This is a genomic window from Nonomuraea sp. NPDC048901 (assembly GCF_040649695.1).
Lineage (GTDB): Bacteria > Actinomycetota > Actinomycetes > Streptosporangiales > Streptosporangiaceae > Nonomuraea.
The window spans coordinates 253,603-275,452 of the sequence record NZ_JBEZFW010000003.1; the positions used below are offsets into that span (position 1 = coordinate 253,603).

At 69.6% G+C, this 21,850-nt stretch carries 20 protein-coding genes; 6 read left to right on the plus strand and 14 right to left on the minus strand.

Features of this window, described 5'->3' with window-relative positions; translation table 11 throughout:
- Nucleotides 1–12 precede the first annotated feature (12 nt).
- Both AB0C30_RS10885 and AB0C30_RS10890 read left to right on the plus strand, forming a co-directional pair.
- A complete protein-coding gene (locus AB0C30_RS10885) occupies nt 13–2,595 on the plus strand; it encodes a glycoside hydrolase family 78 protein (protein ID WP_357941972.1) in 2,583 nt (860 codons plus the stop codon).
- A gap of 126 nt (nt 2,596–2,721) precedes the next feature.
- Nucleotides 2,722–4,395: a DUF4434 domain-containing protein gene (locus AB0C30_RS10890; protein WP_357941974.1), complete on the plus strand. Its 1,674-nt coding sequence runs from the start codon at nt 2,722–2,724 to the stop codon at nt 4,393–4,395.
- An 83-nt stretch (nt 4,396–4,478) separates the two neighbouring features.
- Here AB0C30_RS10890 and AB0C30_RS10895 read toward each other — a convergent pair whose 3' ends face one another.
- Both AB0C30_RS10895 and AB0C30_RS10900 read right to left on the minus strand, forming a co-directional pair.
- On the minus strand, nt 4,479–5,738 hold the full coding sequence (locus tag AB0C30_RS10895) for a hypothetical protein (protein WP_357941976.1): 1,260 nt from the start codon (nt 5,736–5,738) through the stop codon (nt 4,479–4,481).
- Between the two features lie 127 nt (nt 5,739–5,865).
- Nucleotides 5,866–6,768, minus strand: coding sequence for an FAD-binding oxidoreductase (locus tag AB0C30_RS10900; RefSeq protein WP_357941978.1), 903 nt, complete (start codon nt 6,766–6,768; stop codon nt 5,866–5,868).
- Between the two features lie 142 nt (nt 6,769–6,910).
- On the opposite strand from AB0C30_RS10900, the gene AB0C30_RS10905 reads away from it, so the two are divergent.
- Nucleotides 6,911–8,239 (plus strand): hypothetical protein, encoded by a 1,329-nt coding sequence (locus AB0C30_RS10905; protein ID WP_357941980.1) that lies wholly within the window; start codon nt 6,911–6,913, stop codon nt 8,237–8,239.
- A complete protein-coding gene (locus AB0C30_RS10910) occupies nt 8,236–9,036 on the plus strand; it encodes a transporter substrate-binding domain-containing protein (protein ID WP_357941982.1) in 801 nt (266 codons plus the stop codon). Before AB0C30_RS10905 ends, AB0C30_RS10910 begins: the two co-directional genes overlap by 4 nt.
- On the opposite strand, the gene AB0C30_RS10915 is transcribed toward AB0C30_RS10910, so the two are convergent.
- From AB0C30_RS10915 to AB0C30_RS10930, 4 genes are all read right to left on the minus strand, one after another.
- Nucleotides 9,033–10,043 (minus strand): ABC transporter substrate-binding protein, encoded by a 1,011-nt coding sequence (locus AB0C30_RS10915; RefSeq protein WP_357941984.1) that lies wholly within the window; start codon nt 10,041–10,043, stop codon nt 9,033–9,035. The two genes, AB0C30_RS10910 and AB0C30_RS10915, sit on opposite strands and share 4 nt — an antisense overlap.
- 187 nt (nt 10,044–10,230) lie before the next feature.
- On the minus strand, nt 10,231–11,334 hold the full coding sequence (locus AB0C30_RS10920) for a Gfo/Idh/MocA family oxidoreductase (protein ID WP_357941986.1): 1,104 nt from the start codon (nt 11,332–11,334) through the stop codon (nt 10,231–10,233).
- A complete protein-coding gene (locus AB0C30_RS10925) occupies nt 11,331–12,074 on the minus strand; it encodes a sugar phosphate isomerase/epimerase (protein WP_357941988.1) in 744 nt (247 codons plus the stop codon). Before AB0C30_RS10925 ends, AB0C30_RS10920 begins: the two co-directional genes overlap by 4 nt.
- A gap of 149 nt (nt 12,075–12,223) precedes the next feature.
- Nucleotides 12,224–13,123 (minus strand): arginase family protein, encoded by a 900-nt coding sequence (locus AB0C30_RS10930; RefSeq protein ID WP_357941990.1) that lies wholly within the window; start codon nt 13,121–13,123, stop codon nt 12,224–12,226.
- 29 nt (nt 13,124–13,152) lie between these two features.
- On the opposite strand from AB0C30_RS10930, the gene AB0C30_RS10935 reads away from it, so the two are divergent.
- Complete coding sequence (locus tag AB0C30_RS10935; protein WP_357941992.1) at nt 13,153–13,716, plus strand: CGNR zinc finger domain-containing protein; 564 nt, start codon at nt 13,153–13,155, stop codon at nt 13,714–13,716.
- A gap of 115 nt (nt 13,717–13,831) precedes the next feature.
- Here AB0C30_RS10935 and AB0C30_RS10940 read toward each other — a convergent pair whose 3' ends face one another.
- Both AB0C30_RS10940 and AB0C30_RS10945 read right to left on the minus strand, forming a co-directional pair.
- Nucleotides 13,832–14,191, minus strand: coding sequence for a nuclear transport factor 2 family protein (locus AB0C30_RS10940; protein ID WP_357941994.1), 360 nt, complete (start codon nt 14,189–14,191; stop codon nt 13,832–13,834).
- Nucleotides 14,192–14,216: 25 nt separating this feature from the next.
- Nucleotides 14,217–15,002, minus strand: a complete 786-nt coding sequence (locus tag AB0C30_RS10945) for an SDR family oxidoreductase (protein WP_357941997.1) — start codon at nt 15,000–15,002, stop codon at nt 14,217–14,219.
- 102 nt (nt 15,003–15,104) lie between these two features.
- Between AB0C30_RS10945 and AB0C30_RS10950 the strand changes: the two genes are divergently transcribed.
- A complete protein-coding gene (locus tag AB0C30_RS10950; RefSeq protein ID WP_357941999.1) occupies nt 15,105–15,611 on the plus strand; it encodes a helix-turn-helix domain-containing protein in 507 nt (168 codons plus the stop codon).
- Nucleotides 15,612–15,740: 129 nt separating this feature from the next.
- On the opposite strand, the gene AB0C30_RS10955 is transcribed toward AB0C30_RS10950, so the two are convergent.
- The 6 genes from AB0C30_RS10955 to efeU form a co-directional block, all read right to left on the minus strand.
- Nucleotides 15,741–16,298 (minus strand): hypothetical protein, encoded by a 558-nt coding sequence (locus tag AB0C30_RS10955; protein ID WP_357942001.1) that lies wholly within the window; start codon nt 16,296–16,298, stop codon nt 15,741–15,743.
- 162 nt (nt 16,299–16,460) lie between these two features.
- A complete protein-coding gene (locus tag AB0C30_RS10960; protein WP_357942003.1) occupies nt 16,461–17,888 on the minus strand; it encodes a hypothetical protein in 1,428 nt (475 codons plus the stop codon).
- The gene (locus AB0C30_RS10965) at nt 17,888–18,451 is read right to left on the minus strand and encodes a LemA family protein (RefSeq protein WP_357942005.1); all 564 of its coding nucleotides are present in this window, start codon (nt 18,449–18,451) and stop codon (nt 17,888–17,890) included. The genes AB0C30_RS10960 and AB0C30_RS10965 overlap by 1 nt, the downstream gene beginning before the upstream one ends.
- A 117-nt stretch (nt 18,452–18,568) precedes the next feature.
- The gene (gene efeB, locus AB0C30_RS10970) at nt 18,569–19,822 is read right to left on the minus strand and encodes an iron uptake transporter deferrochelatase/peroxidase subunit (RefSeq protein ID WP_357942007.1); all 1,254 of its coding nucleotides are present in this window, start codon (nt 19,820–19,822) and stop codon (nt 18,569–18,571) included.
- A gap of 13 nt (nt 19,823–19,835) precedes the next feature.
- The gene (gene efeO, locus AB0C30_RS10975) at nt 19,836–20,975 is read right to left on the minus strand and encodes an iron uptake system protein EfeO (protein WP_357942009.1); all 1,140 of its coding nucleotides are present in this window, start codon (nt 20,973–20,975) and stop codon (nt 19,836–19,838) included.
- Complete coding sequence (gene efeU, locus AB0C30_RS10980; RefSeq protein ID WP_357942011.1) at nt 20,968–21,825, minus strand: iron uptake transporter permease EfeU; 858 nt, start codon at nt 21,823–21,825, stop codon at nt 20,968–20,970. The genes efeO and efeU overlap by 8 nt, the downstream gene beginning before the upstream one ends.
- Nucleotides 21,826–21,850: the final 25 nt, after the last annotated feature.

A 21,850-nucleotide genomic window follows, 5' to 3' on the forward strand; every position in this document is an offset into this window, starting at 1 on the left:
CAGAGGAGCCGCATGACCATCGACCTGCGTTTCGAGCACCACCGAGAGCCGCTCGGCATCGGAGAACCCAGGCCACGGCTGTCCTGGACGGTCCGCAACGACCGTCCAGGCTGGCAACAGCACGGCTACGACGTCGAGATCCGCGACTCGGAGGGCAAGGTCGTCTCCTCGACCGGGCGCTCCGACTCCGTGCTGGTCCCGTGGCCGGGTGACGACCTGCGCTCGCGGGAGCGCCGGGCCGTACGCGTGCGGGTCCGCGGTCAGGACGGCGAGGCGAGCGAGTGGAGCGAGTGGACCTCGGTGGAGGCCGGTCTGCTGGAGGCGGAGGAGTGGCGCGCGGAGGCGGCGGCGCCGCCCGCCGAACTGCTCGGCGCGCCGGACGGGCCCGCGACCATGCTCAGGCGCGGTTTCGCCCTCCGCGGGCCGGTCGAGCGGGCCCGCCTGTACGTGACCGGCCACGGCCTGTACGAGGTGGAGATCAACGGGCAGGTCGTGGGCGATGACGTACTCGCGCCCGGTTGGTCGAGCTACGACCACCGCCTGCGCTACCGCACGCACGACGTCACCGCGCTGCTGTCGGAGGGTGACAACGCCATCGGCGCCATGCTCGCCGACGGGTGGTACCGCGGCCGCGTCGGCTTCAAGGACGGCCGGGTCGAGACGTACGGCTCGCGCACCGCGCTCATCGCCCAGCTCGAAGTCGTCTACACCGACGGCTCGACCGACGTCGTGACCACCGACGGCTCCTGGCGCTGCGCGCGCGGCCCGATCCTCGCGGCGAGCCTGTACGACGGCGAGAAGTACGACGCCCGCCTGCTGCCCGCCGACTGGTCCGCACCCGGCTTCGACGACAGCGCCTGGCTGCCCGCCGACGTCGTGGACCACGACCGCGGCCTGCTCGTCGCCCCCACCGGCCCGCCGGTGCGCCGCTTCGAGACGCTGCGCCCCGTCGAGGTCATCAAGGGGCCGGCCGACGAGACCATCCTCGACTTCGGCCAGAACATCTCCGGCCGCCTGCGCATCCGCGTCCAGGGACCGGCGGGCCACACCGTCACCCTCCTCCACGCCGAGGTCCTGGAGAACGGCGCCCTGTCCCGCCGCCCGCTGCGCAACGCGGCCGCCCGGGACGAGTACACCCTGGCCGGCGGCGCGGAGGAGGAGTGGGAGCCGCGCTTCACCATGCACGGCTTCCGCTACGCCGAGGTGATCGACTGGCCGGGCGAGCTGCGCCCCGACAGCGTCCAGGCCGTCGTCTGCCACACCGACATGCGCCGTACCGGCTGGTTCACCTGCTCGGACCCGCAGCTCCAGCGCCTGCACGACAACGTGGTGTGGAGCATGCGCGGCAACTTCGTCGACCTGCCGACCGACTGCCCCCAGCGCGACGAGCGCCTCGGCTGGACCGGCGACATCCAGGTCTTCGCCCCCACCGCGGCCTTCCTCTACGACTGCGCGGGCACACTCGGCTCCTGGCTCGCCGACCTGGCCGCCGAACAGGACGAGTCGGGCATGGTGCCCTACTACATCCCGTGGGTCGGCCTCGAGTTCCCCGCCATGCCGACGGCGGCGTGGGGCGACGCGGCGGTGATCGTGCCCTGGGTGCTCTACGAGCGCTTCGGGGACCTCGGGGTGCTGGAGACGCAGTACGACAGCATGAAGGGCTGGGTCGACCACATCGCCGGCATCGCCGGGGACGACCACCTGTGGGACGAGGGCTTCCAGTTCGGCGACTGGCTCGACCCCGCCGCGCCGCCGGACCGGCCCGGCAAGGCCCGGACTGACCCGTACCTCATCGCCACCGCCTACCACGCGTGGACCGCGCAACTCGTGGCCGACACCGCCGAGCTGCTGGGCCGGGGCGAGGACGCGAAGAAGTACGGTGAGCTGGCCGCCGAGGTCCGGGCGGCCTTCCGCCGCGAATACCTCTCGCCGTCGGGCCGTCTGGTCAGCGACACCCAGACCGCCTACGCGCTGTCCCTGCACCTCGGCCTGGCGGAGACGCCGGAGCAGCGGGCGCGGGCCGGCAAGCGGCTGGCCGAGCTGGTGGACCAGGACGACTACCGCATCGGCACCGGCTTCGTCGGCACGCCGCTGGTCTGTGCCGCCCTGGCCGCGGCGGGGGAGCACGACACGGCCTACCGGCTGCTGACGCAGCGCGAATGCCCCTCGTGGCTGTACCCGGTGACCATGGGCGCGACCACGATCTGGGAGCGCTGGGACAGCATGCTGCCCGACGGCTCGGTCAACCCCGGTGAGATGACCTCGTTCAACCACTACGCGCTGGGCGCGGTCGCCGACTTCCTGCACGGAACGCTCGCCGGCCTGGCCCCCGCCGCGCCCGGCTACCGCCGCATCCGCGTCGCGCCGCGGCCCGGCGCCGGTCTCACCCACGCCTCCGCCGAGCACGAGACGCCGTACGGCCCGGCGGCGGTGGCCTGGTCCCGGACGGGCGGCAACCTCACGGTCACCGTCTCCGTACCGTCGGGGACGACCGCCGAGGTCGACCTGCCGTCCGGGGAGCTGGTGGAGGTCGGGTCGGGGATGCACACCTTCACCACGCCGTACCGCGATCCGGCGGACGACCCGGTGGCCTGAGCAGTCCGTGTCGTGGCCCCCAGGTCTGTTTCCTGGGGGTCCGGCCGGGCCACGATAAGGTGCATGGGGTGATCTAACGGGTACGACCGTTCTGGCCGCGAGCGGACACTCGCGCGAGGAGGTCATGTGGTATCCGGGTGGATCCTGCGCGGGTTCGCGGCCGTGGCGGTGCTGGCGGCCACCGTCGTTCCTGGGACGCGGGCCGAGGCCACGACGCCCTCTCCCGCTCCTGTTGTGACGCCGGTCGACGCGGGCTGTCCGGCACGGGACACCCGGGTCGACGCGCCGTACGCGATCACCGGTTACTGGCTGGTGCCTCGCTCGGACCCGTGTGTTACGCGGCGGACCGTGGAGGCGATCCACGGGGTCGGCGGTGACACGCTCATCACGTTCGGCTCGCGCCTGGTGCCCAGCCGGGTCGACCGGGCGGGGCGGCTGCTGAAGGAGGGCGCGCCCGACCCCGACTTCACCGGCTGCGTCGAGAACGGGAAGACGTGCTACCAGGCCGCTCGGGAGGCGGTTCCCCGCATCCGCCGGGTCTACGGCTATGCGGCGAACGAGCTGTTCGGCGACGGCCTGCTGCGGTGTCCGGGCCTGGACCGGCGGATCGAGAGCGGCGAGCGGATCTACTACCGGTTACTGCTGGGCAGATCCTGCTCACGCGGCCCGTACGACCTCGTGCTGATCGCCACCGACGGCGACGGGCTGGGCAACCTGATGACGGAGGCGGCCGGGTACGGGATGAAGGTGTTCCCCGGGCTCCCCGCCGCGCCGCAGGACGTCAAGCGGCCGTGGCTGCCCGACCTCACGCACCTCGGCGCCGTGACCGCGTTCACCGAGCGGGTGGTGACGGACTATCGGGGCAGGTACGGGCCGTCGGCGGCGTTCGCCGGGGTGTACCAGTCGTTCGAGCTGGCGGTTAAGTCGCGGCCCAGCGTCGATCCGACCATCGACCTGTACCAGGCCCAGCACACCGTCGTGGCCGCCACGCTGCCGGGGAAGAAGATCCTGGTCAGTCCCTACTTCGACGCGCGCAGGGACAAGGGCTTCCCACCCGAGCGGGTGGGGCCGGGGCTGCTCGCCATCGCCGCCACCGCGCACGGCGCGCCCATGATCGTCGCCGTACAGGACGGGCGCGGGACGGGCAAGGTGCCCGTGTACGGCCGCGACGAGGTGGACGCCAAAGTCGATCGCCGGCTGGTGCCGATGGTGGGAGACATCACCAACCGGAAGGCGTACTACGGCTCGACCTACGACTACCTCCAGGCGGCGGCGCGGTCCCGGCCGCCGGGGGTGGAGCTGTGGATGAACGCGGAGGCATTCGAGCCCGCCCCGGTGGCCGGCGAGTGCGGCCGGGCCGACCCGCTGCCGCTGCGCGGCCGGACGACCAAGAAGCGGCTCGACGCCCAGGTCATGGCGGCCGGGGAGGCCGTGACCAAGGTGATCTCCTACGGCTGGGACCCGTTCCTGACCTGCCGCCTCAACTGGATGACCCCGTCGTTGAGCGACGACCTCCACGCTTCCTGGAACGCGCCGCTCATCGTCGGCGCGACCAGGAACGCGGCCGGGATCGCGATCACCGGCCGCAACCTCGCGGGCGGGACGATCAAGGTCCAGTACGCCCGCGCCGGGGCGGGGATGAAGACGGTGACCGTCGCCCAGGGGCCGGACGAGGCCGGTGCCGCCTGGGTCCCCTTCACCGCGCCCACCGACGTCGATCCCCGCCGCCCGTTCCTCTACATCACCGCCGTGAACGGCACCGGCCGGTCGAGCACCAACGCGTACGTCATTCCCTCGTAGCGGACGCGCCCCGGCTTCTGAGGCGGGTCGCCTTGCTTTGAAGACCTGAGCGATATCCGGCGACGTCGCTCAGATGGGCCCTATTACTGCCAGTTCTCGCATACGAGCCCGTCTGTGGTTCGCATGAAGGCATGGGGCAGCCAAGCTGCCGCAGGCGAGGTCTGTGTGTTGGTGATGCCGATGCCCGCGTCGATGGTATAGCCAGTCGGATTCCCGTGATCCTCCCAGACCGGATGGGTGCCGTCCCACCGACAGGCCCAGACGGAGTTGTTGCCGTCGGTCACGAAGACCAGTGCGTATTGGGAGCCGTTGTTCATGTCCAGGACGCTTCTCGCACCCAAACCGATCTTGGCGTAGTGGTCACTCGGCGGGGCGCCCATGTTGAGCCAGGTGCCGTCCTGACAGGCCCAGAGGTCGCCGTGTGATGCGCTCAGAACGAAGCAGCAGGGCTGCGAGAGCACCTCCGAGGCGCCTATGATGATCGCCGCACCGGCCGATCCACTGATCACCGCGGGAGGCCCACCAAGGGCGGTCCATCGCGTGGACACCATGTCCGTGACACCGAGCCACAGCTGCCTGTCGCCGCCCCACACATAGACCTGCAGGCTCTCCCCGCCGGTTCTCTCGTCCGGGACGGCGAGAACTCCCATCGAGGAGGCGATCGCGACGCCGGGCGAACCCATGTTGTACCAGTTCCAGGACGACACGTTCCACCAGTTCACCCACGCATTGCCGTCGCTGCCGGTTACGACGGCGAAGGGGGCGAGATCCAGCGTCCGCTTCAGCGCGACCGTCACCGCGCCGAGGCCATCGAGAACGTCGACGCTCGCCGGCTGGCCCTGATCGGACCAGATCCAAGTTGTGCCGTTCCACCAGCGCACCCAGAGATGTCCATCTCGCACGACGAACGCGTAGGGTCGATTCCCATTCGGATCGTCGCCGAGGGCGATGACACCAACGGGTCGGTCGACCTTTCCCCCTTGGTCGACCCATTCCCATATGCCGGCGGGGGTTTCCCAGAGAATGTACAGATGACTGTCATCCCCTCGCACGAATACGAAAGGACGGGAGGCCATCGAGACTGTCGTGTCCTGGACCGCCACCGCGCCGATCCCGTACGTCACCCCAGGGCCGGGCTTGCCGTGAAGAGCCCAGTGCCATGACGTCGGGATGGGGGCGCCGGCCCAGGGCAGCGAGGCCACAGCCATGGCTCCGAGGCTGCTCCCCAGAAAGGTTCTGCGAGAGAGCTCCGGCACGACGACGTCTGCTGGGAATTGTCTGCCGCTGTTGCCGCCGTCGGATAACTCCGGCTGGTCGTCAGGACGTTGCTTGTTTGCTGACATCACTTCTTCCGCTCGCAATCTGAGTGCAAATGTCACGGCAATTTGAACGCCAGTCGCTTGATACGCGATTAGTAGCGAGTTGCAGCACCAAGACCGTCCAGTTTCGCGGTTTCGCGGGTGCCCGGGGTCACCCCGTTCGGGAGAAGCGCTCCGGGCGGAAGTCCGCCAAGAGCGGATGCCCGGTGCCGGTGAGCACCTCGTACGCGGTGAGCTCCCCGGCGATGAGCCCCAGCGTCGCACCCGAGTGGGTGAACGCCACATGGCAGCCGGGCACCGACTCCAACTCGCCGAAGACCGGCTCCCCGTCCGCCGGTATCGGTTTGCGGCCGAGCCGCCACGACGCCGCCCGGAGAGTGACATCACCCTGGAGCAGGACGGACGCCTCGGCGATGAGCTCCTTGACGTACTTCTCGTCGATCGAGCAGGAGCCGTTGGCGTGCTCGGTGATGTGCTCCTCGTACCAGCTGTGGTCGATCGCGAACGTCGATCCGGGGTTGGGGCGCATCGCCGCGCGCGGCGTGTTCAGCACGGTCACGACCTCGGTCTCGACCGGCTCGGTGATGACGAGCATGGACAGGGGGGACGCGTCCGGCAGGTCCACGCCGAGCTCCGCGAGCACCGCCGGGGTCTGCGCACCGCAGGCGGCCACGACGGCGTCGCCACGCCATGACGTGCCGTCGGCGCCGCGCACTCCCCGTGCCCGGCCGTCCTCCACGAGCACCGAGCAGCGGCCCGCGCCGGTGACGAGCCGTCCCCCACGACGGACCAGCTCGTCCGCGAGCTCGCGGATCAGGTGGGGGAGGGAGACCCAGCCGTCACCCGGATTGTGGATCGCGAGGCCCGCCCCCACCTGGACCCCGCTGACCCGGTCGCTGGTGTCCGCGCGGCCGATGAGGTGCGACTCGTAGCCGCGCGCGACCTCGTGCGCGTGCCGTGCGCGGGTCGCCTCGGCCCCGTCGGGGGTCGTCCACCACAGGCCGCCGTCGAAGCGCAGCCAGCACGTTAGCTTCCGGCGGCCGAACGGGGGCAAACCTGTCTCTTCGGCGGTGCGACCGGCAGTCCCTCTTGCGGATCTGTCACTTCCGCGGCCATGCTCGAATTTCCCAGCACGAGTCGATCTCGGGAGGCGCGTTGCACACCGACGATCCCTGCGTCTCCCGCCGGAGCGGGCCATGACGGTGACAGCGGCGCCTCCGGCCCGGCGCGAGAAGTCGGTCTCCGGGCGGCTGCGTACGCTGGCCGGGCTGTCCCTTCTGACGCTGGCGCTCCTGCTGGCCGCGATCCTGGCCGGCGCGGCGAGTACGGGCGCCGGCTTACGCACCATCGGACATGACGCCGGGCCCCAGGTGCTCGCCACCACCGGCCTGTATCGGCAGATGTCGGAGATGGACGCGCTGGTGGCCGAGACCCTGCTGCTGGGCAGCGAGTACGGCCCCCAGCAGCAGGCCGACCTGACCAACTATGACCAGCGGCGGCTGGAGATCTCCGAGAGCCTGCTCAAGGCGTACCGGCTGGCCCTGGACAATCCCGCCGAGCAACGCACGGTCGAGTCGCTGATCGAGGGGCTGGGCCGCTACGAGCGGCTGGCGACCCAGGCCCGGTTGCTGGACGTGCAGTCCAAGCACACCGCGGGACAGCCGCCCGACAATGTGGTCCAGGCCTATCAGAAGGCCACCGACCTCATGCACCGCGAACTGCTTCCCCAGGCCTACAACCTGACCTTGGAAACCGGGACGATCGTCCGGCGCGCGCACGTGGCCGAGCGCTCGACCACCTCGTTGGCCCGCGTCGCCGTCATCGTCGCCGGGCTGCTCGCGCTGGCCTGCCTGCTGGGCCTGCAGATGTACCTGACCCGCAGGTTCCGCCGGGTCTTCGCGCCGGCCCTGGTGGTCGCCACCGTGCTCACCGCAGCCGGTCTGGTGACGGGCACGGTCCTGCTCAACCGGCAGGGCCAGGCGCTGGACGAGGCCAAGCGCGGCGGTTTCGACGCCGTGCTCACCTTGACCAGGGCACGGGCGATCAGCAACAGCATGCACGGAGACCAGAACCGCTACCTGCTCGACCGCTTCCGCAAGGACACCTACGAACACAACTTCCTGGACGAGTCACAGACGATCGCGGCCGTCGACTCCACCAGCCTGCCCGACTACCAGAGCAAGCTGCGGGGCAACTTCCAGGGCCTGCTCGGCAGCCTGACGGGCCAGGACCGGGAACGCCTCTTCGCCGTCTACCAGAAGTTCCAGCAGGCGGACGCGCGAATGCGGACCATGACGGCCGAAGCGGCGATCAAATACTGGGACGGCGAGCTCACCCAGACCTACGAAAGCTACGACAAGATGCTGGAGGAGCTGGTCCGGCGGCACGAGTCCGACTTCGAGCGCGCCATCGACAGCGGCGACGGGGCCCTGGAGACGCTGTGGCGGTTGATCCCCGCCGGGCTGGCCGCCGGCGCCCTGCTCATCCTGGTCGGGATCTGGCCACGACTCAGGGAGTACCGGTGAGAAAGCTGCTGATCTGCCTGATGCTGCTGCTCACCGCCTGCGGCGCGGGGCGGCCGGAGTCCCTTGTGGACAAGGACGAGCTGATCGTCGCCATCCGCTCCGACGTCCCGCTGATCAGTTTCAAGGGGCAGAACGGTGGATACGACGGCTTCAACATCGACGTGGCCAAATATCTGATCTCCCGGCTGGGCAAGAAGATCCACTGGCTGGAGATCACCGCCGGAGACCAGCTCACCGTGCTCACGCAGGGGCGTGCCGACCTGGTCTTCGCCCACATGTCGGTGACCCCGGAGCGGAAGAAGGTGATCGACTTCGCCGGGCCGTACCACGTCGACTTCCAGGACATCGCGGTGCGGCCGACCGACAAGGACGTCATCCGCGACGTCCGCGACCTGGCGGGCCGCAAGATCTGCTGGGTGCGCGGCACGAACATCGCGCAGCGGATCATCGACGAGCGCCGGGTGAAGGCGATCGCCGTCCCCGCGCCCGACTACAACGTCTGCCTGCAGATGATCAAGGACGGCAGGATCGACGCCATCTCCACCAACAGCCAGATCCTGGCGGGGCTGCTCACCAAACCGGGCGTCGACCTGCACCTGGTCGGCGCGACCTTCAACGAGCAACGTACGGCGATCGGCATTCGCAAGGGTGATGTCGACGGCTGCGAGGAGCTCAACCGGGCCATCACCGAGATGTACCAGGACGGCACGGCGAACATGCTGCTGGACAAGTGGTTCGGCAAGTCGGGCATCGACCTGTCGGTGGTCTCCGTCCCGCAGTTCGAGGGCTGCTCCTAGACGGGTGGCCGGGCTATCTCCGCGCTGAACCTGTCGACGAGTGACTGTTTGGCGCGGCCGGCGACCTCCACGTCGTACGAGACCAGCTTGACCGTCGCCGGGTCGGCCGCCTTGGAGTGCGCCGGCACCGTGGTGTTGGTGGGCAGGGCGTAGAAGTTCACCAGCGGCCCCAGCCGCTGTGACTCTCCGCTCAGCGCCCAGTCGACGTACTTGCGTGCGCTGTCGGGGTTGTGGGCCCCGGCCAGTACGGCCAGGCCGCCGAGCTCGTAGCCGGTGCCCTCCTGCGGGAAGGTCACCTGCAGGTTCGGATAGCCCTGCTCCTGGGCGGCGACGCAATCGTGGGAGAAGACCACGCCGACCGCCGCCTCCTCCTTGGCGGCCTGCAAGGCGGCCGCGCTGCCGGAGGAGTTGTACCTCAGTACGTTCGGGTGGAGGCCGCGCATGTAGCCCAGTGCCTTGTCCTGGTCGCGGCCGTTGAGTTCCACCTGTGTCCACAGGGCGGTGTAGGCGGTTCCGGAGGTGGCCGGGTGGGCGATGGCGACGCTGCCGCGCAGTCGCTCGTCCAGCAGTTCCCGCCAGGAGTGGATCGGCTGCATGCCGCGCTTGGCCAGCTCCTTGGTGTTGTTGCAGAAGGCGAGCACACCGGCGTAGATCCCGCTCCAGGCATTCTCCGGATCGGCCCACCCGTGCCGGATTTCACTCGCTTTTTCGGATTTGTACGGCGCCAGCAGTCCCTGACTCTTGGCGGCCACGTAGGAGTCGGCCGGACCGCCATGCCAGACGTCGAACTCCTGCCGCGCCCTGGCCGCCTTGATCCGCTCCAGCGCCTCCCCACTCGACAGCCGGACGAATTCGGCCTCCACGCCGGTGGAGTCGGAGAACCTCTTGACCATCATCGCGCACCACCGCTCGCTCGCGCCGCACGCCACCGTGATCTTGTCCCGTCTCGGCGTCGAACAGCCCGCGGCCAGCAGGATCGCGATCAATGCGATGACCAACGGCCTCATCTGCCACTCCAAGCGGTTCGCCGACGTCGCGCCCACGTGCCGATCCCATTCGACACTCCGTCACGAGGTCACGCAACCGATCTCCACTTGAAGCCGCCCCGCTCACGATCGAGGCAGGCCTGCTCGCGATTGAGGCCGACCCGCTCATGCTTGGCTGACCAAGCGTGAACGGGCCGGTCTGCCATGTCTACGTCAGCGTGGCGGCGTGCGGGTCCCAGCCGTCGGGGAGGGGTGGCGGGGTGGGTGATGTGGTGTGCAGGCGGCGGGCCTCGCCGTCATCTCCGGCGTCGCCGATGGCGGTCATGATCTCGAGTACGTGCTGGGCGAGCGCCCCCGAGGCCCGGTGCGGGGTCCCGGTACGCAGCGCCCTGGCCATGTCCAGGACGCCCAGGCCGCGCCCGGCCGTCGTACCCGTGACGGGCAGTTCCCGCCACTCGGCGTCATGCGGACCGCGGGCCAGCAGTTGCCCGTCGAAGTTGTTGGGGTCGGGCAGCGACAGCGCCCCCTCGGTGCCGATGATCTCGATCGTCTGCCGGCGGATGGGCGAGTCGAAGCTGAACGTCGCGGTCGCGCTGGCGCTGCCCGCGAAGTCGATCAGCGCGTTGACGTGCGTGGGAACCTCCACCGCGAACGCCGTACCCGCCTTCGGCCCCGAGCCGATCACCCGGTGGTCGCGGGCCCGCCGGGTGCTGGCCGTGACGCGGGCCGCCGGGCCGAGCAGGGCGACGAGGGCGGTCAGGTAGTAGGGGCCCAGGTCGAACAGGGGACCGGCGCCACGCTGGTAGAGGAACTCGGGATTGGGGTGCCACGACTCGGGACCAAGACTCTGGAAGGCGGCTGCGGCGCTCACCGGGGTGCCGATGACACCGGAAGCGAGCGCCCTGGCCGCCGACTGGAGCCCCGCGCCGAGGAAGGTGTCGGGGGCGTTGCCGACGAGCAGGTTGAGGTTCGCCGCCTCCGCGGTGACCTTGGCCGCCTCGTCCATGTCCAGGGCCAGCGGCTTCTCGCTGTACACGTGCTTGCCCGCGCGCAGCGCCGCGAGCGCCACGGCGGCGTGCGCGGCCGGGATCGTCAGGTTGACGACGATCTCCACCTCCGGCACCGCCAGTACGGTCTCGACGGTGCCGGAGACCGGCACCCCGTGCTCGCGCGCGGCGGTCGCGGCCCTGGCCGTGTCGAGGTCGGCGATCCCGAGCACGCGGACGTCGGGGAAGGAGGTCAGCTGACGGAGATAGGTGCCGCTGATCACACCGGCGCCGACGATGGCGACGCCTACGGGTCCGGAGCTCATGAAGCGCTCAGCTCGGTGAGGTAGTCGTGGCTGCCGGCGAGCGCCTCGAAGATGTCGCCCGCGCAGCTGTCGAGCTCCACGATCCGCCAGGTGTCCGGGCTGGCCGCGAGGATCTCCGGCACCGGCATGACGCCCTGTCCCACGGCCACGTGCGGCTCCTCCTTGACGCCCGGGCCGTCCTTGACGTGCAGCGCCAGGATCCGGGAGGAAAGACCGCGCAGCAGGGCGGGCACGTCGGCGCCGCCCACGGCGGCCCAGTAGGTGTCGATCTCCAGGAACACCTCCGGAGCCAGCAGGTCGGCGAGGGCCTCCAGGGCGTGGCGGCCGTCGATCCGCGGCTCGATCTCCCACCAGTGGTTGTGGTAGCCGATCCGCATGTCGTACGCGGCCGCCTGCTCGGCCAGGCCGTTCAGCAGGTCGGCGGTCCTGGACAGGCCGTCGCGCGTGGTGAACTCCTCCTCCTTGATGCCGCCCGGGATGATCACGAGGTCGGTGCCCACGGTGGCGATGGCGTCGAAGACCTCGGCCGGCTCCTTGCTGAGCAGCGCGTAGGCGTGCGTGCTCGAAACGGTCAGTCCCAGATCGTCGGCCACCTGCCGGAAGCCTTTGGGATCGCCGGTCGGATCGAAGGGCTCGACGGCCCCGTAACCGATTCCGGCTATTCGGCGCAGCACGTCGTTACGGTCGGCGGCCAGTTGATCCCTTACGGAGTAGAGCTGCACGCTGAGCGGCTTGGTCACTTCGGCTCCCCTGACTGCTTTTAGTCCACAATCTGTACATAATCCTCCGAGGTGGATCAGGCATCGTCAAGGGAGTACGGCCCGTCGTCCCACCAGTCGGGACACCCGCACCGGACGGGTCATCGTCGTTCTCGATGGACGGGTAAGCCTCACCGATCCGTGGCGAGCGCCGTCGCTAGGACCTCCACGAGGAGGGCGGCCTGGCTGCCGTCCTGGTCAAGGTCGGGGTCGAAGATGGTGAGCTCCAGTCCGGCGACTCCCGGGAGGCTGAGCAGGCCACGGAGCAGCCCGGCCAGTCCGTCCGCGTCGGGTCCGCCGGGCGTGGGGGAGTCGACCGCGGGCAGTACCGCGGAGTCGAGCACGTCGGCGTCGACGTGGATCCAGAAGCCGTCGAGGTCGTCGCGGACCAGCACCTTCCTGGCGAGGTCGAGGGTGCCGGGGCCGAGGTCGGCGGCGGGTACGTACGCGAGACCGGACTCCTTGACGTCCCGCAGGTCCTCCTCATCGCGGACGCCGAGCACGATCACGTCCTCGTCGGCCACGTACGGGCGCAGACCGCCGATGTCCGTCAGGTAGTCGTCGCCACGTCCGGTCACCAGGGCGAGGCTCTCTCCGCCTGCCGAGCTCACGTACGGGGAATTGCCCAGGTTGCGGAAGTCGGCATGGGCGTCCAGGTACGCCAGGCCGTAGCGTCCCCTCTCGCGCAGCGCGAGGGCCGGGCCGAGCAGGATCGAGCAGTCGCCACCGAGCACGATCGGGAAGGCCCCCGACTCGCGTACGGCGGTGACGCGGTCGGCCAGCTTCCTGGCGTACGCGGCGATGGCCGGGCCGTTGCGGACCCCGTCGCCCGGCTGCCAGGTGGCCACATAGCGCGGCGGAACCACCGCGCCCGCGTCGTCCGCGCCGATCCGCTCCCGCAGCCCGGCGTCGCGCAGCGCCCATGGGGCCTTGTAGCAGCCGGGAACCGCGTCAGGGGCGGGCGGGCGCAGGCCGAGGTTTGAGGGAGCGTCGAGAATGGCGAATCTTGTGTCAGGGGTTATAGTGCTCATAGTCCTGACGGTAGCAGGAGGAAATCGAGATGCGCCAGTACGTCGATACGGGGTTGGTGGCGTTGGACCTCGCCAACACGTGGGATGAGTATCTGGACGAGCCGGAGCGGCTGCCGGACCCTGCGGCCCTGCGGCAGTTCTGCGCGGAGTTCGGCGAGAAGGAGTTCGGCGAATCGCCTGGTGAAGAGCCCGAGTCGCCTGGTGAGCAGCCTGAGCTGGCCGCTGTCCGGGAGATGCGCGGGCGGCTGCGGGCCGTGTTGGCCTGCGAGCCGCCGGAGCGGACGCGCGCGCTGGCCAGGTTCGCGGCCGGGCTGCCGACACGCGTGGCCGTGGAGGACATGGACGGGGTGCCGGTGCTACGGCTCGCGGCACCCGACGGCGCGGGGACGGCGGACCGGCTGGCGGTGCGCGCGGTGCGCGAGCTGCTCGACGTGGCTGCCGCAGGGGATTGGACACGGCTGCGGTTGTGCGCGGCCTCGCCGTGCCGTGACGCCTTCATCGACCGGAGCCGGCCGGGGCGGCGGCAGTTCTGCTCGACCCGCTGCGCCAACCGCGCCCACGCCGCCGCCTCTCGCGCCCGCCACCACACCTGACCGGCCCTCCCTGCCCGACATCGGAGGACTCCACGCGCCGGGAATCGAGACACCGAGATTGCGGGGCGAGCGGGGCTTCTCGTATGAGACGGCAACGGGTGGTGCTGGAAGGGATTCAGGGTTCGATGACGAGGCGTTCGATGAGGCCATCGCGGAGTGTGAACTGGTAACGCAGATCGACGGTCCCGCCGGGGAAGTCGCCCTCGAGGTGGTGGGTGGCGATGTAGCGGGTTGCGTCGGTCTGCTGGGCGCCGGTGAGGTGGATGGTGTAGGTGAATTCGGTGGCCGATCGGTCGAGCCACTCTCCGATGGCCTCCGTGCCCTCATAGGAGTTGCCGTCGTCGATCACTGTGGCTTCGCGGGTGAACGCCGTGATCGCGGTGACGGTGTCGTGGGCGTGGTGCGCTGCCAGGTAGCGGGTGATCACCTCGGGCAGGGGGCCCGGGGGGCTGGTTCGGGGCTGGTTGTCGTGCATGACGCTCCTTGGGGTGGTGGCGGGTTCAGACGGTGGGGGTGGTGCCGCCGTCGATGACGTGTTCGGCGCCGACGATGGCCGAGGCGCGGTCGGAGACTAGGAAGGCGACGAGCTCGGCGACTTCCTCGGGCCGGTTTGGACGGCCCAGCGGGATGCCGCCCAGGGAGTCCATGAGCCGGCCCAGCGCCGCTTCCTGCGTGATGCCTGCGTCGTGGGCGATCCGGGCGACGAGGTTGTCGGCGGCCGAGGTCTGCACGAAGCCGGGCGAGACGGTGTTGACGCGGACGCCATGCGGGGCGACCTCGTTGGCCAGGCCCTTGCTGTAGGTGGTCAGGGCGGCCTTGGCGGCGGCGTAGGCCAGGGTTCCGTTCCACAGCGGCATGCGGCGCTGGATCGAGGTGACATGCACGATTACGCCCTTACCTGTGGCGATCATGTGCGGCAGGAGCGCGCGGTCCAGGCGGACGGCGGCCAGTAGGTTCGTATTCAGCTCCCTGGCCCAGTCGTCCTCGCCGAGCGCCGCGAACCCTCCAGCCGGTGCCTCGGACCCGCCGAGGGTGTTGACCAGGATGTCGATGCCTCCCACGCGGGCGTCCACCTCGGCGGCCACGTGAGAGGCGCCCTGGGCGCTGGACAGGTCGGCGGGGATGAACGTCTTCTCCTCGACGCCGTCGGGGCGGCTGCGGGCCGTGACCAGCACGGTCGCGCCAGCTTGGGCGAGACGTCGGGCGATGGCGGCCCCGGTGCCCTTGGTGCCGCCGGTGACCAGAGCGTGTCGGCCTTCGAGGGATTCGCTGATGGATGTGGTCACGGTGTGCTCCGCTCCCGGGCGCGGAAGGCGCCGCTCCCGTCGTTGCTGCTAAAATAGAAGCTACTAACTTCGACTTTAGCAGCAACTGAGAGGATGGCTGCCATGGCAAGCCGGATCAGGCTGGAGGACAGGGAGTGCCCGCTGTCCACGACGGTGGAACACGTCGGCGAGTGGTGGACGCTGCTGATCCTCCACGACGCCTTCGACGGCTACACCCGCTTCGACCAGTTCCAGGAGAGCCTGGGCATCTCCTCCAGCATGCTCACCACCCGGCTGAAAACCCTCGTCGCCGACGGACTGCTGGAGCGCCGGCCCTACCAGACCAACCCCGTGCGTCACGAGTACGTCCTCACCGAGCTCGGGCGCTCCCTCCGACCGGTGGTCGTCGCCCTGGCCGCGTGGGGCAACTCCCGTCTCACACCGGCCGACCGCAGCATGATCCTCATCGACGCGCACAGCGGCGAGGAAGTCGAGCCCATCGTCGTTGACGCCAAGACCGGCCGTCGACTCGACGACAGCGACACCTACGTCTTCACCGCAGGTCCTGCGGCCAGCGACGCCATGCGCCACCGATACGCGACACGACCGACCACCCCCGCGCAGGCGTAGGGCCGCCCAAGCATCGCCATCATGGGTTGGGCCCCCGGAGCCCATCTGAGCTGGAGGGAGTCATCGGCGCGGCCCAACCCGGTGAACCTTCCCGGTCACAGCACCAACCGGTGATCGGCAAGATCACGATCAGGGGTGTTTGACGAACATTTCGAAGTCGTTGAAGCCGTCGGCGAATACGTGCACATACTGTTCGTTGAACAGCTCATGCCAGTTGTTGTCGAGGTCCTGCGCGGCGATGACCTCCTTGGTTATCTTCACGTTCTTCTGGCGCCCCGGCGGCGTGTTCGGAGTGGTCACCGTAAGTGTCAGGCTCGTGAGGTCTTTCCAGCGGAAGTGATGGGTCGGCTTCGGACCGGCCAGCAGGTGGACCGTGCTGTGGGTGTTTTGAAAATCACCAAATTTCTGCAGATGTTCCTGGTCGGGGTCGCAGCCGTTGGTGTTCGTCCTGATGAGCCGGGTCCAGGTGTCGCTACCGGACGCATCCCGGTAGCGTGCGGTCACCCACACGGGAATGCATTCGTTGGTGTTGGAGAGTTCGCCAACGTCGAACCACATGCTGAATGCCTTGAAGTCCTCGTCACCGGCGGCTGACGCGGGTGCCGCGTTGAACGGGGCGGCGATCAGCGTCGCCCCCAGAAGTACCGTGGCCGCCTTGCGGAATCCTCGAATGGTGCAAATGCCCATGTGACCCTCGTTCCTCTCTCCTGAGCTGCCCCTCCAGAATCCCGTGCGTAGCGCCGCAGGAAGATCCCCAGATTTGGGGGTGTCGCTGCTCCGCCGAGGTGAATATCCGTAAGCGCATGCCCCTTTTGGAGCCGATCGAGGGCCGTAAGGCCGGCGGCACGATCAGTAACCCATACCGCCGTCCTGCCCTCGCCACCCCGGCCGGACCTCGCCGAGGTTGCGTGGGGCGTCGATCAGGTGGTCCCGGGTGTCGGCGTAGTGGCCTAGGTGGGTGGTGTTCCGGAGCACCTCGATCTCGCTGATCCAGCCGACCCGCCGCCCGGCCTTGGCGCGGACCACATCGCCCTCCGACAGGCGGCTCCACTGCTCCTCGGCCATGCCGTACGCCTTGAGCTCGCGGCCCCGGCCCTCGTCGACAGCGCACCAGTAGACGTACTTCGGCTGGTTCTCGTTGCCTCCCGAACGGCGTCTGCGCAGGCGGACGATCTGGCCTTCGATCCAGGTCTGGCCGGTGAGGTCCAGGAGGGCGCGGCCGGCGGGCACGGCGGCGATCGCGAGGCCGACGGCGAAGCCGCCGGGCTGGGCCAGGGCCTGCGGCCACAGCTCGAACGCGGACAGGGCGATCAGCACGATCCACGTCCAGAAGCCGGCGAAGAACCCCGCCGCCAGGCCGCGGCCGATGGCGTGCAGCGGCGGCCTGCCCCAGATGAGCCGCGACGGGTAGCGTACGTCCACCGCGTGCCACATGCCGCCATAGTCGGACCAGGCCCGGCGGTCGTCGGCGGGCACGCTCACCGGCAGGCTGCGCACCGCGCGCGGCGCGAGCCCGAGGGCGGCCGCGTACGCCAGGGGGCGGCCCCAGATGGTCACGCTCGCCGCGGGCTTGTCGGCGAAGCGGGAGTTCGACAGGCTCTCGCGTACGGCCAGCCAGTGCCCCGCCGCCTGGACACCCAGGTCGGTGCCGCGTTCGCCGTTCAGCCGACCCGCCAGGTAGACCAGCGCGGCGTAGGCGAGGACGCCCGCGCCGATGCCCCCGTCACGGTCGGAGCCGGTGTCGGCCACGGTGACCGCGACGGCCACCAGCGCGGCGGGCACCAGCGCCGCCGCGAACAGCAGCGTCGCGTGTGCCCGGCTCCAGCGCGCCCGCGACAGTCCCCGCCGCCGGGCGTCGGCGATGACCTTCTTGCGGAAGCTCTTCCACCAGCGGCCCAGGTTGCGCGAGCCCTCGGCCAGCGCGCCGGTCGCCACGACGCCGTCGCGCGCGAGTGAGCGCACGTGCTCATAGACAAGCTGCTCGTACGGGTTCAGCCCCTCGGCCTTGCGCAGCCGTACCAGCGACAGCTCCGGTCCGACCTCCTCGATCTGGACGGCGCCCCGCGCGGCGAGGTCGAGCAGGGTGGCCGAGGCGGCCTCGTCGCACAGGCGCCAGCCACCGGTGATGAGGTCGACCACGGCGGGCGATTCGTCCGCGAGTGCCCCGCTGGGCGGGCCGGGAGTGATATCCGGGGTGCGGGTCGCGACCGCCAGGGCCAGCAGGAGCAGCGCCCACAAGGCGGTGGCGACGGCCGCCGCGGCGAACCAGACGGCCATCAGAACCGCACCTGTACGGGCCCGCGCTCCTCGCCGGGCGCCTGGAAGTATTCGCGGGCGGTGAACCCGCCCATGCCCGCGACGATGTTGGCCGGGACGGTCTGGATCGCGTTGCTGTAGGTGAGGACGGCGTCGTTGTAGTACTGGCGGGAGTAGGCGATCCGGTTCTCGGTGGTGGCCAGTTCTTCCTGGAGTTCGGCGAAGTTCTGGCTGGCCTTGAGGTCGGGGTAGGAATCGGCGACCGCTGTAGGGGGCACGAGCTGTTGCTGGCGCTCGCTATGCAAGTCGGAGGTTACCGGTAGAACTGTTGTTGGATTCCTTCGGCTGGCTTGGTTGCGACGGATGGTAGTCGTGCGGTAATTTTCTGTCACAGCCGGGTGTCTGACTGGCGCTCGGTCCCCGCCCTCGTTGGTGTTCGCATCAACGGGACAGTGTCCGGCGGGGCGGTGGCCCAAGAGGTGCACTCCCTCCAGCAGTGCGCAGTCAGGCCCTGACAACGCGGTTCTCAACCACGGTCCGCCCGGCTTGCCGGACGGACGCGGCTTCGGCTTCCACCGGATCACTGCCCGGCCTCGGTCGGGTGCGACGAGGCTACGCCGATGTCCGTTTTACTTAGGTAAACACAGGGAACCGAAGACGCTTGCAAGCGGCTGTACGACAGGCGTTGGGCGCGCGCCCAGTCAGGCGAAGAGCGCGCGTCCCCAGTAGTCACCCGCGTCCCGCATCCCCGGCGGGCAGGCCCACAGCCCGCTGGAGATGTGCTTGATGTACTCGTTGAGCGCGTCGCTCTTGGCCAGCCGCATCTGCACCGGCACGAACTGCTTGCGCGGATCCCGCTGGTAGGCGATGAAGAACAGCCCGGCGTCCAGGCGGCCGAGCCCGTCGGAGCCGTCCACGAAGTTGTAGCCCCTGCGCAGCAGGTGGGCGTCGCCGTTGGTGCTGGGGTGGGCCAGCCGGACGTGGGCGTCGGCCTTGATGAGCGGCCCGCCGTCGGCGCCCTTGGCCGCGAAGTCCAGCGGGTCGAACTCCGCCTTCTTGCCCAGCGGCGCGCCGGCGCCCTTGTCCCGGCCGAAGATGGCCTCCTGCTCGGCCAGCGAGGTACGGTCCCAGGTCTCGACCATCATGCGGATCTTCCGGGTGACCATGTAGCTGCCGCCGGTCATCCAGGCGGGGCCGTCCTGGGCGTCCACCCACAGCTGCCGGCGCAGCAGTTCGGCGTCCTCCAGTTTGAGGTTGTTCGTGCCGTCCTTGAAGCCCATCAGGTTGCGCGGCGTCGCCTGGGCGCGCGAGGTGGAGGACGTACGGCCGAAGCCGAGCTGGGACCAGCGGACCGACACCTTGCCGAAGCCGATCCTGGCCAGGTTGCGGATGGCGTGCACGGCGACCTGGGGGTCGTGCGCGCACGCCTGCACGCAGATGTCGCCACCGGATATTTCCGGAATGAGCGCCTCGCCAGGAAATTTCGGGAGATCGGCGAGGGCGGCGGGGCGCTTGTCCGCCAGGCCGAACCGCTTGTCGAAGAGCGACGGCCCGAAGCCGATCGTCAGCGTCAAGCCGGAGGCGGGCAGGCCGAGCGCCTCGCCCGTGTCGTCGGGCGCCGCCTCGGGAACCCCGCCGAGCGTGCCGAACGTGCCCGCCTCCTTGCCCTGCACCATTCTGGCGGCCGCGGCCGTCCACTCCTGCAGCAGCTCGACCAGCTCGGCCCGCTTGTCGGTGGTCACGTCGAAGGAGACGAAGTGCAGCCGGTCCTGGGCGGGCGTGACGATGCCCGCCTGGTGCTCGCCGTAGAAGGAGACGGGGTCGGAGATCGAGGCCGCGTGCGCGACCGGCGGCTCTTCGAGCAGCGAGCGCGTGGCCACGGCGCCGACGCCGACGGCCGCCGCCCCCGCCGCGCCCATGCCGAACAGCTTCCTGCGGCTCATGCGCTCGCTCATGGTCCTGCCTCTCCTACTTCGTCACGATCGGGGCGATCTTGCTGATCGGCTCGGCCAGCGCGTTGATCGCGTCCGACAGCGCCTTCAGCTCGGCCTTGGACAGCTCGTTGTGCAACTGCCAGCCGTCGCCCTTCTGGTGCTTGCCCAAGGCGGCCTCGGCCGCGGCGAACTTCTCGTCCAGCGTCTTGACCAGGTCGGGCGCGCGCTCGTCCAGCACCGGGCGGAGCGCCTGCACGGCGGCCTTGGACCCCTGCAGGTTGGCGTCGAAGTCCCACAGGTCGGTGTGCGACCAGGTGTCCTCCTCGCCGGTGATCTTGCCGGTGGCGACCTCGTCGAGCAGCTCCTTGGCGCCGTTGGCCAGGTTGAGCGGGGTCAGCTCGGCGGAGTTGGACTTCGCCACGATGGTCTTGACGTCGGCGATCAGCTTGTCGGCCACCGGGCCGTCCTTGCTGATGTCCTTGGTGATCCAGAGATCCTTCTCGATCTTGTGGAAGCCGGTCCACTTCTCGCCGGCCGCCAGGTCGGCCTCGCGGGCGTCGATCGCCGGGTCCAGGTCGCCGAAGATCTCCGCGACCGGCTCGATGCGCTCCCAGTACGTACGCGCGACCGGGAAGAGCTCCTTGCCCTTGGCGATGTCGCCCGCCTTGACCGCGTCGACGAACTCCTGCGTCTTGACCAGCAGCGTGTCGCTCTGCGTCTTGATGTAGCGCTTGTAGCTGGCGGTGGCCTCGGCCAGCTTGGCGTTGTCGGTGAGCGGCTTGTGCTCACCGGTCACCTTGAGCGCGTTGCGCAGGCCCTTGCCCACCATGCCGGGCTTGCAGGCCGTCTCGTACGACCCGGCGGGCAGTTCGGCGATGACCTCGCGGGTCAGCCCCGGCACGATGTTCTCCACCTCGGCCATGACGCGGTCGCCCGGCGCGTACACGTAGAACTCGGTGACCTTCGTGCCGCCATTGGTGATCGTGAACGTGCTGGTACCCGCGGGCACCTCGGCGGTGGCGACCTTGCACTCGGTGTCGGAGGCGGCGACGCTGATCTTCCCCGGCTTGGCGGGTGCGGCGGAGCCGGGCGTGGCGGGCGTACCGGAGCCGCAGGCGGCCAGGGTGAACGCGCCGAACACCAAGGCGAGGCCGCGGGCGGTGGAGTTAAGCATGACGCTCCTGTTCGGGCGCGGCGGTGGACTTCGCCGGGGCTGAGGTCGACTGGGGGCGGCGCAGGAAGAGGATGAGGGTCGGGACGAGGTAGAGGACCCAGGCCAGGGCCTCCAGCACGGTCGGCTGGGGAGTGATGTTGAGCATTCCGGCCAGCAGCGCGCCGTACCAGGAGTCGGCGGGCAGGATCGCGCTGATGTCGAAGGCGTAGGTGGTCAGGCCCGGCAGGATGTTGGCCTCCTGCAGGTCGTGCACGCCGTACTTGAAGATGCCGGCGGCCACCAGGATCAGCAGCAGGCCCGTCCAGGTGAAGAACTTGGTGAGGTTGATCTTCAGGGCGCTGCGGTAGATGCCCCAGCCGATCGCCACCGAGGTGAGCAGGCCCAGGCTGATGCCGATGAGCGGCGACGCGGTGGTGGTGGCGCCTTGGACGGAGGCGAAGAACAGCAGTGCCGTCTCCAGCCCTTCACGGGCCACGGCCAGGAAGGCCATCACGACCACGGCGAGCGAGCCCATCTCGAGCGCCTCCGTGAGCTTGCCGCGCAGCTCCTTGGAGAGCGCGCGGGCCATCCGGCGCATCCAGAAGATCATCCAGGTGACGAACACCACGGCCAGCAGCGAGGTGATCGCGTCGAAGAGCTCCTGCCCCGTGTGGCCGAGGTTGGCCGCCGTGAAGGTCAGCAGCGCGCCGAACCCGACGGCCAGCGCGAGGGCGGCCACGACGCCGATCCAGACGTGAGGCAGCTTGTCCTTTCGGTCACTTTTGACCAGGAAGGCGATCAGGACGGAGACGACGAGTGTCGCCTCCAGTCCTTCACGCAGTCCTATGAGGTAGCTGGCGAACACCGACACTCCCGCACGCTGTAGGAAAGGCTTA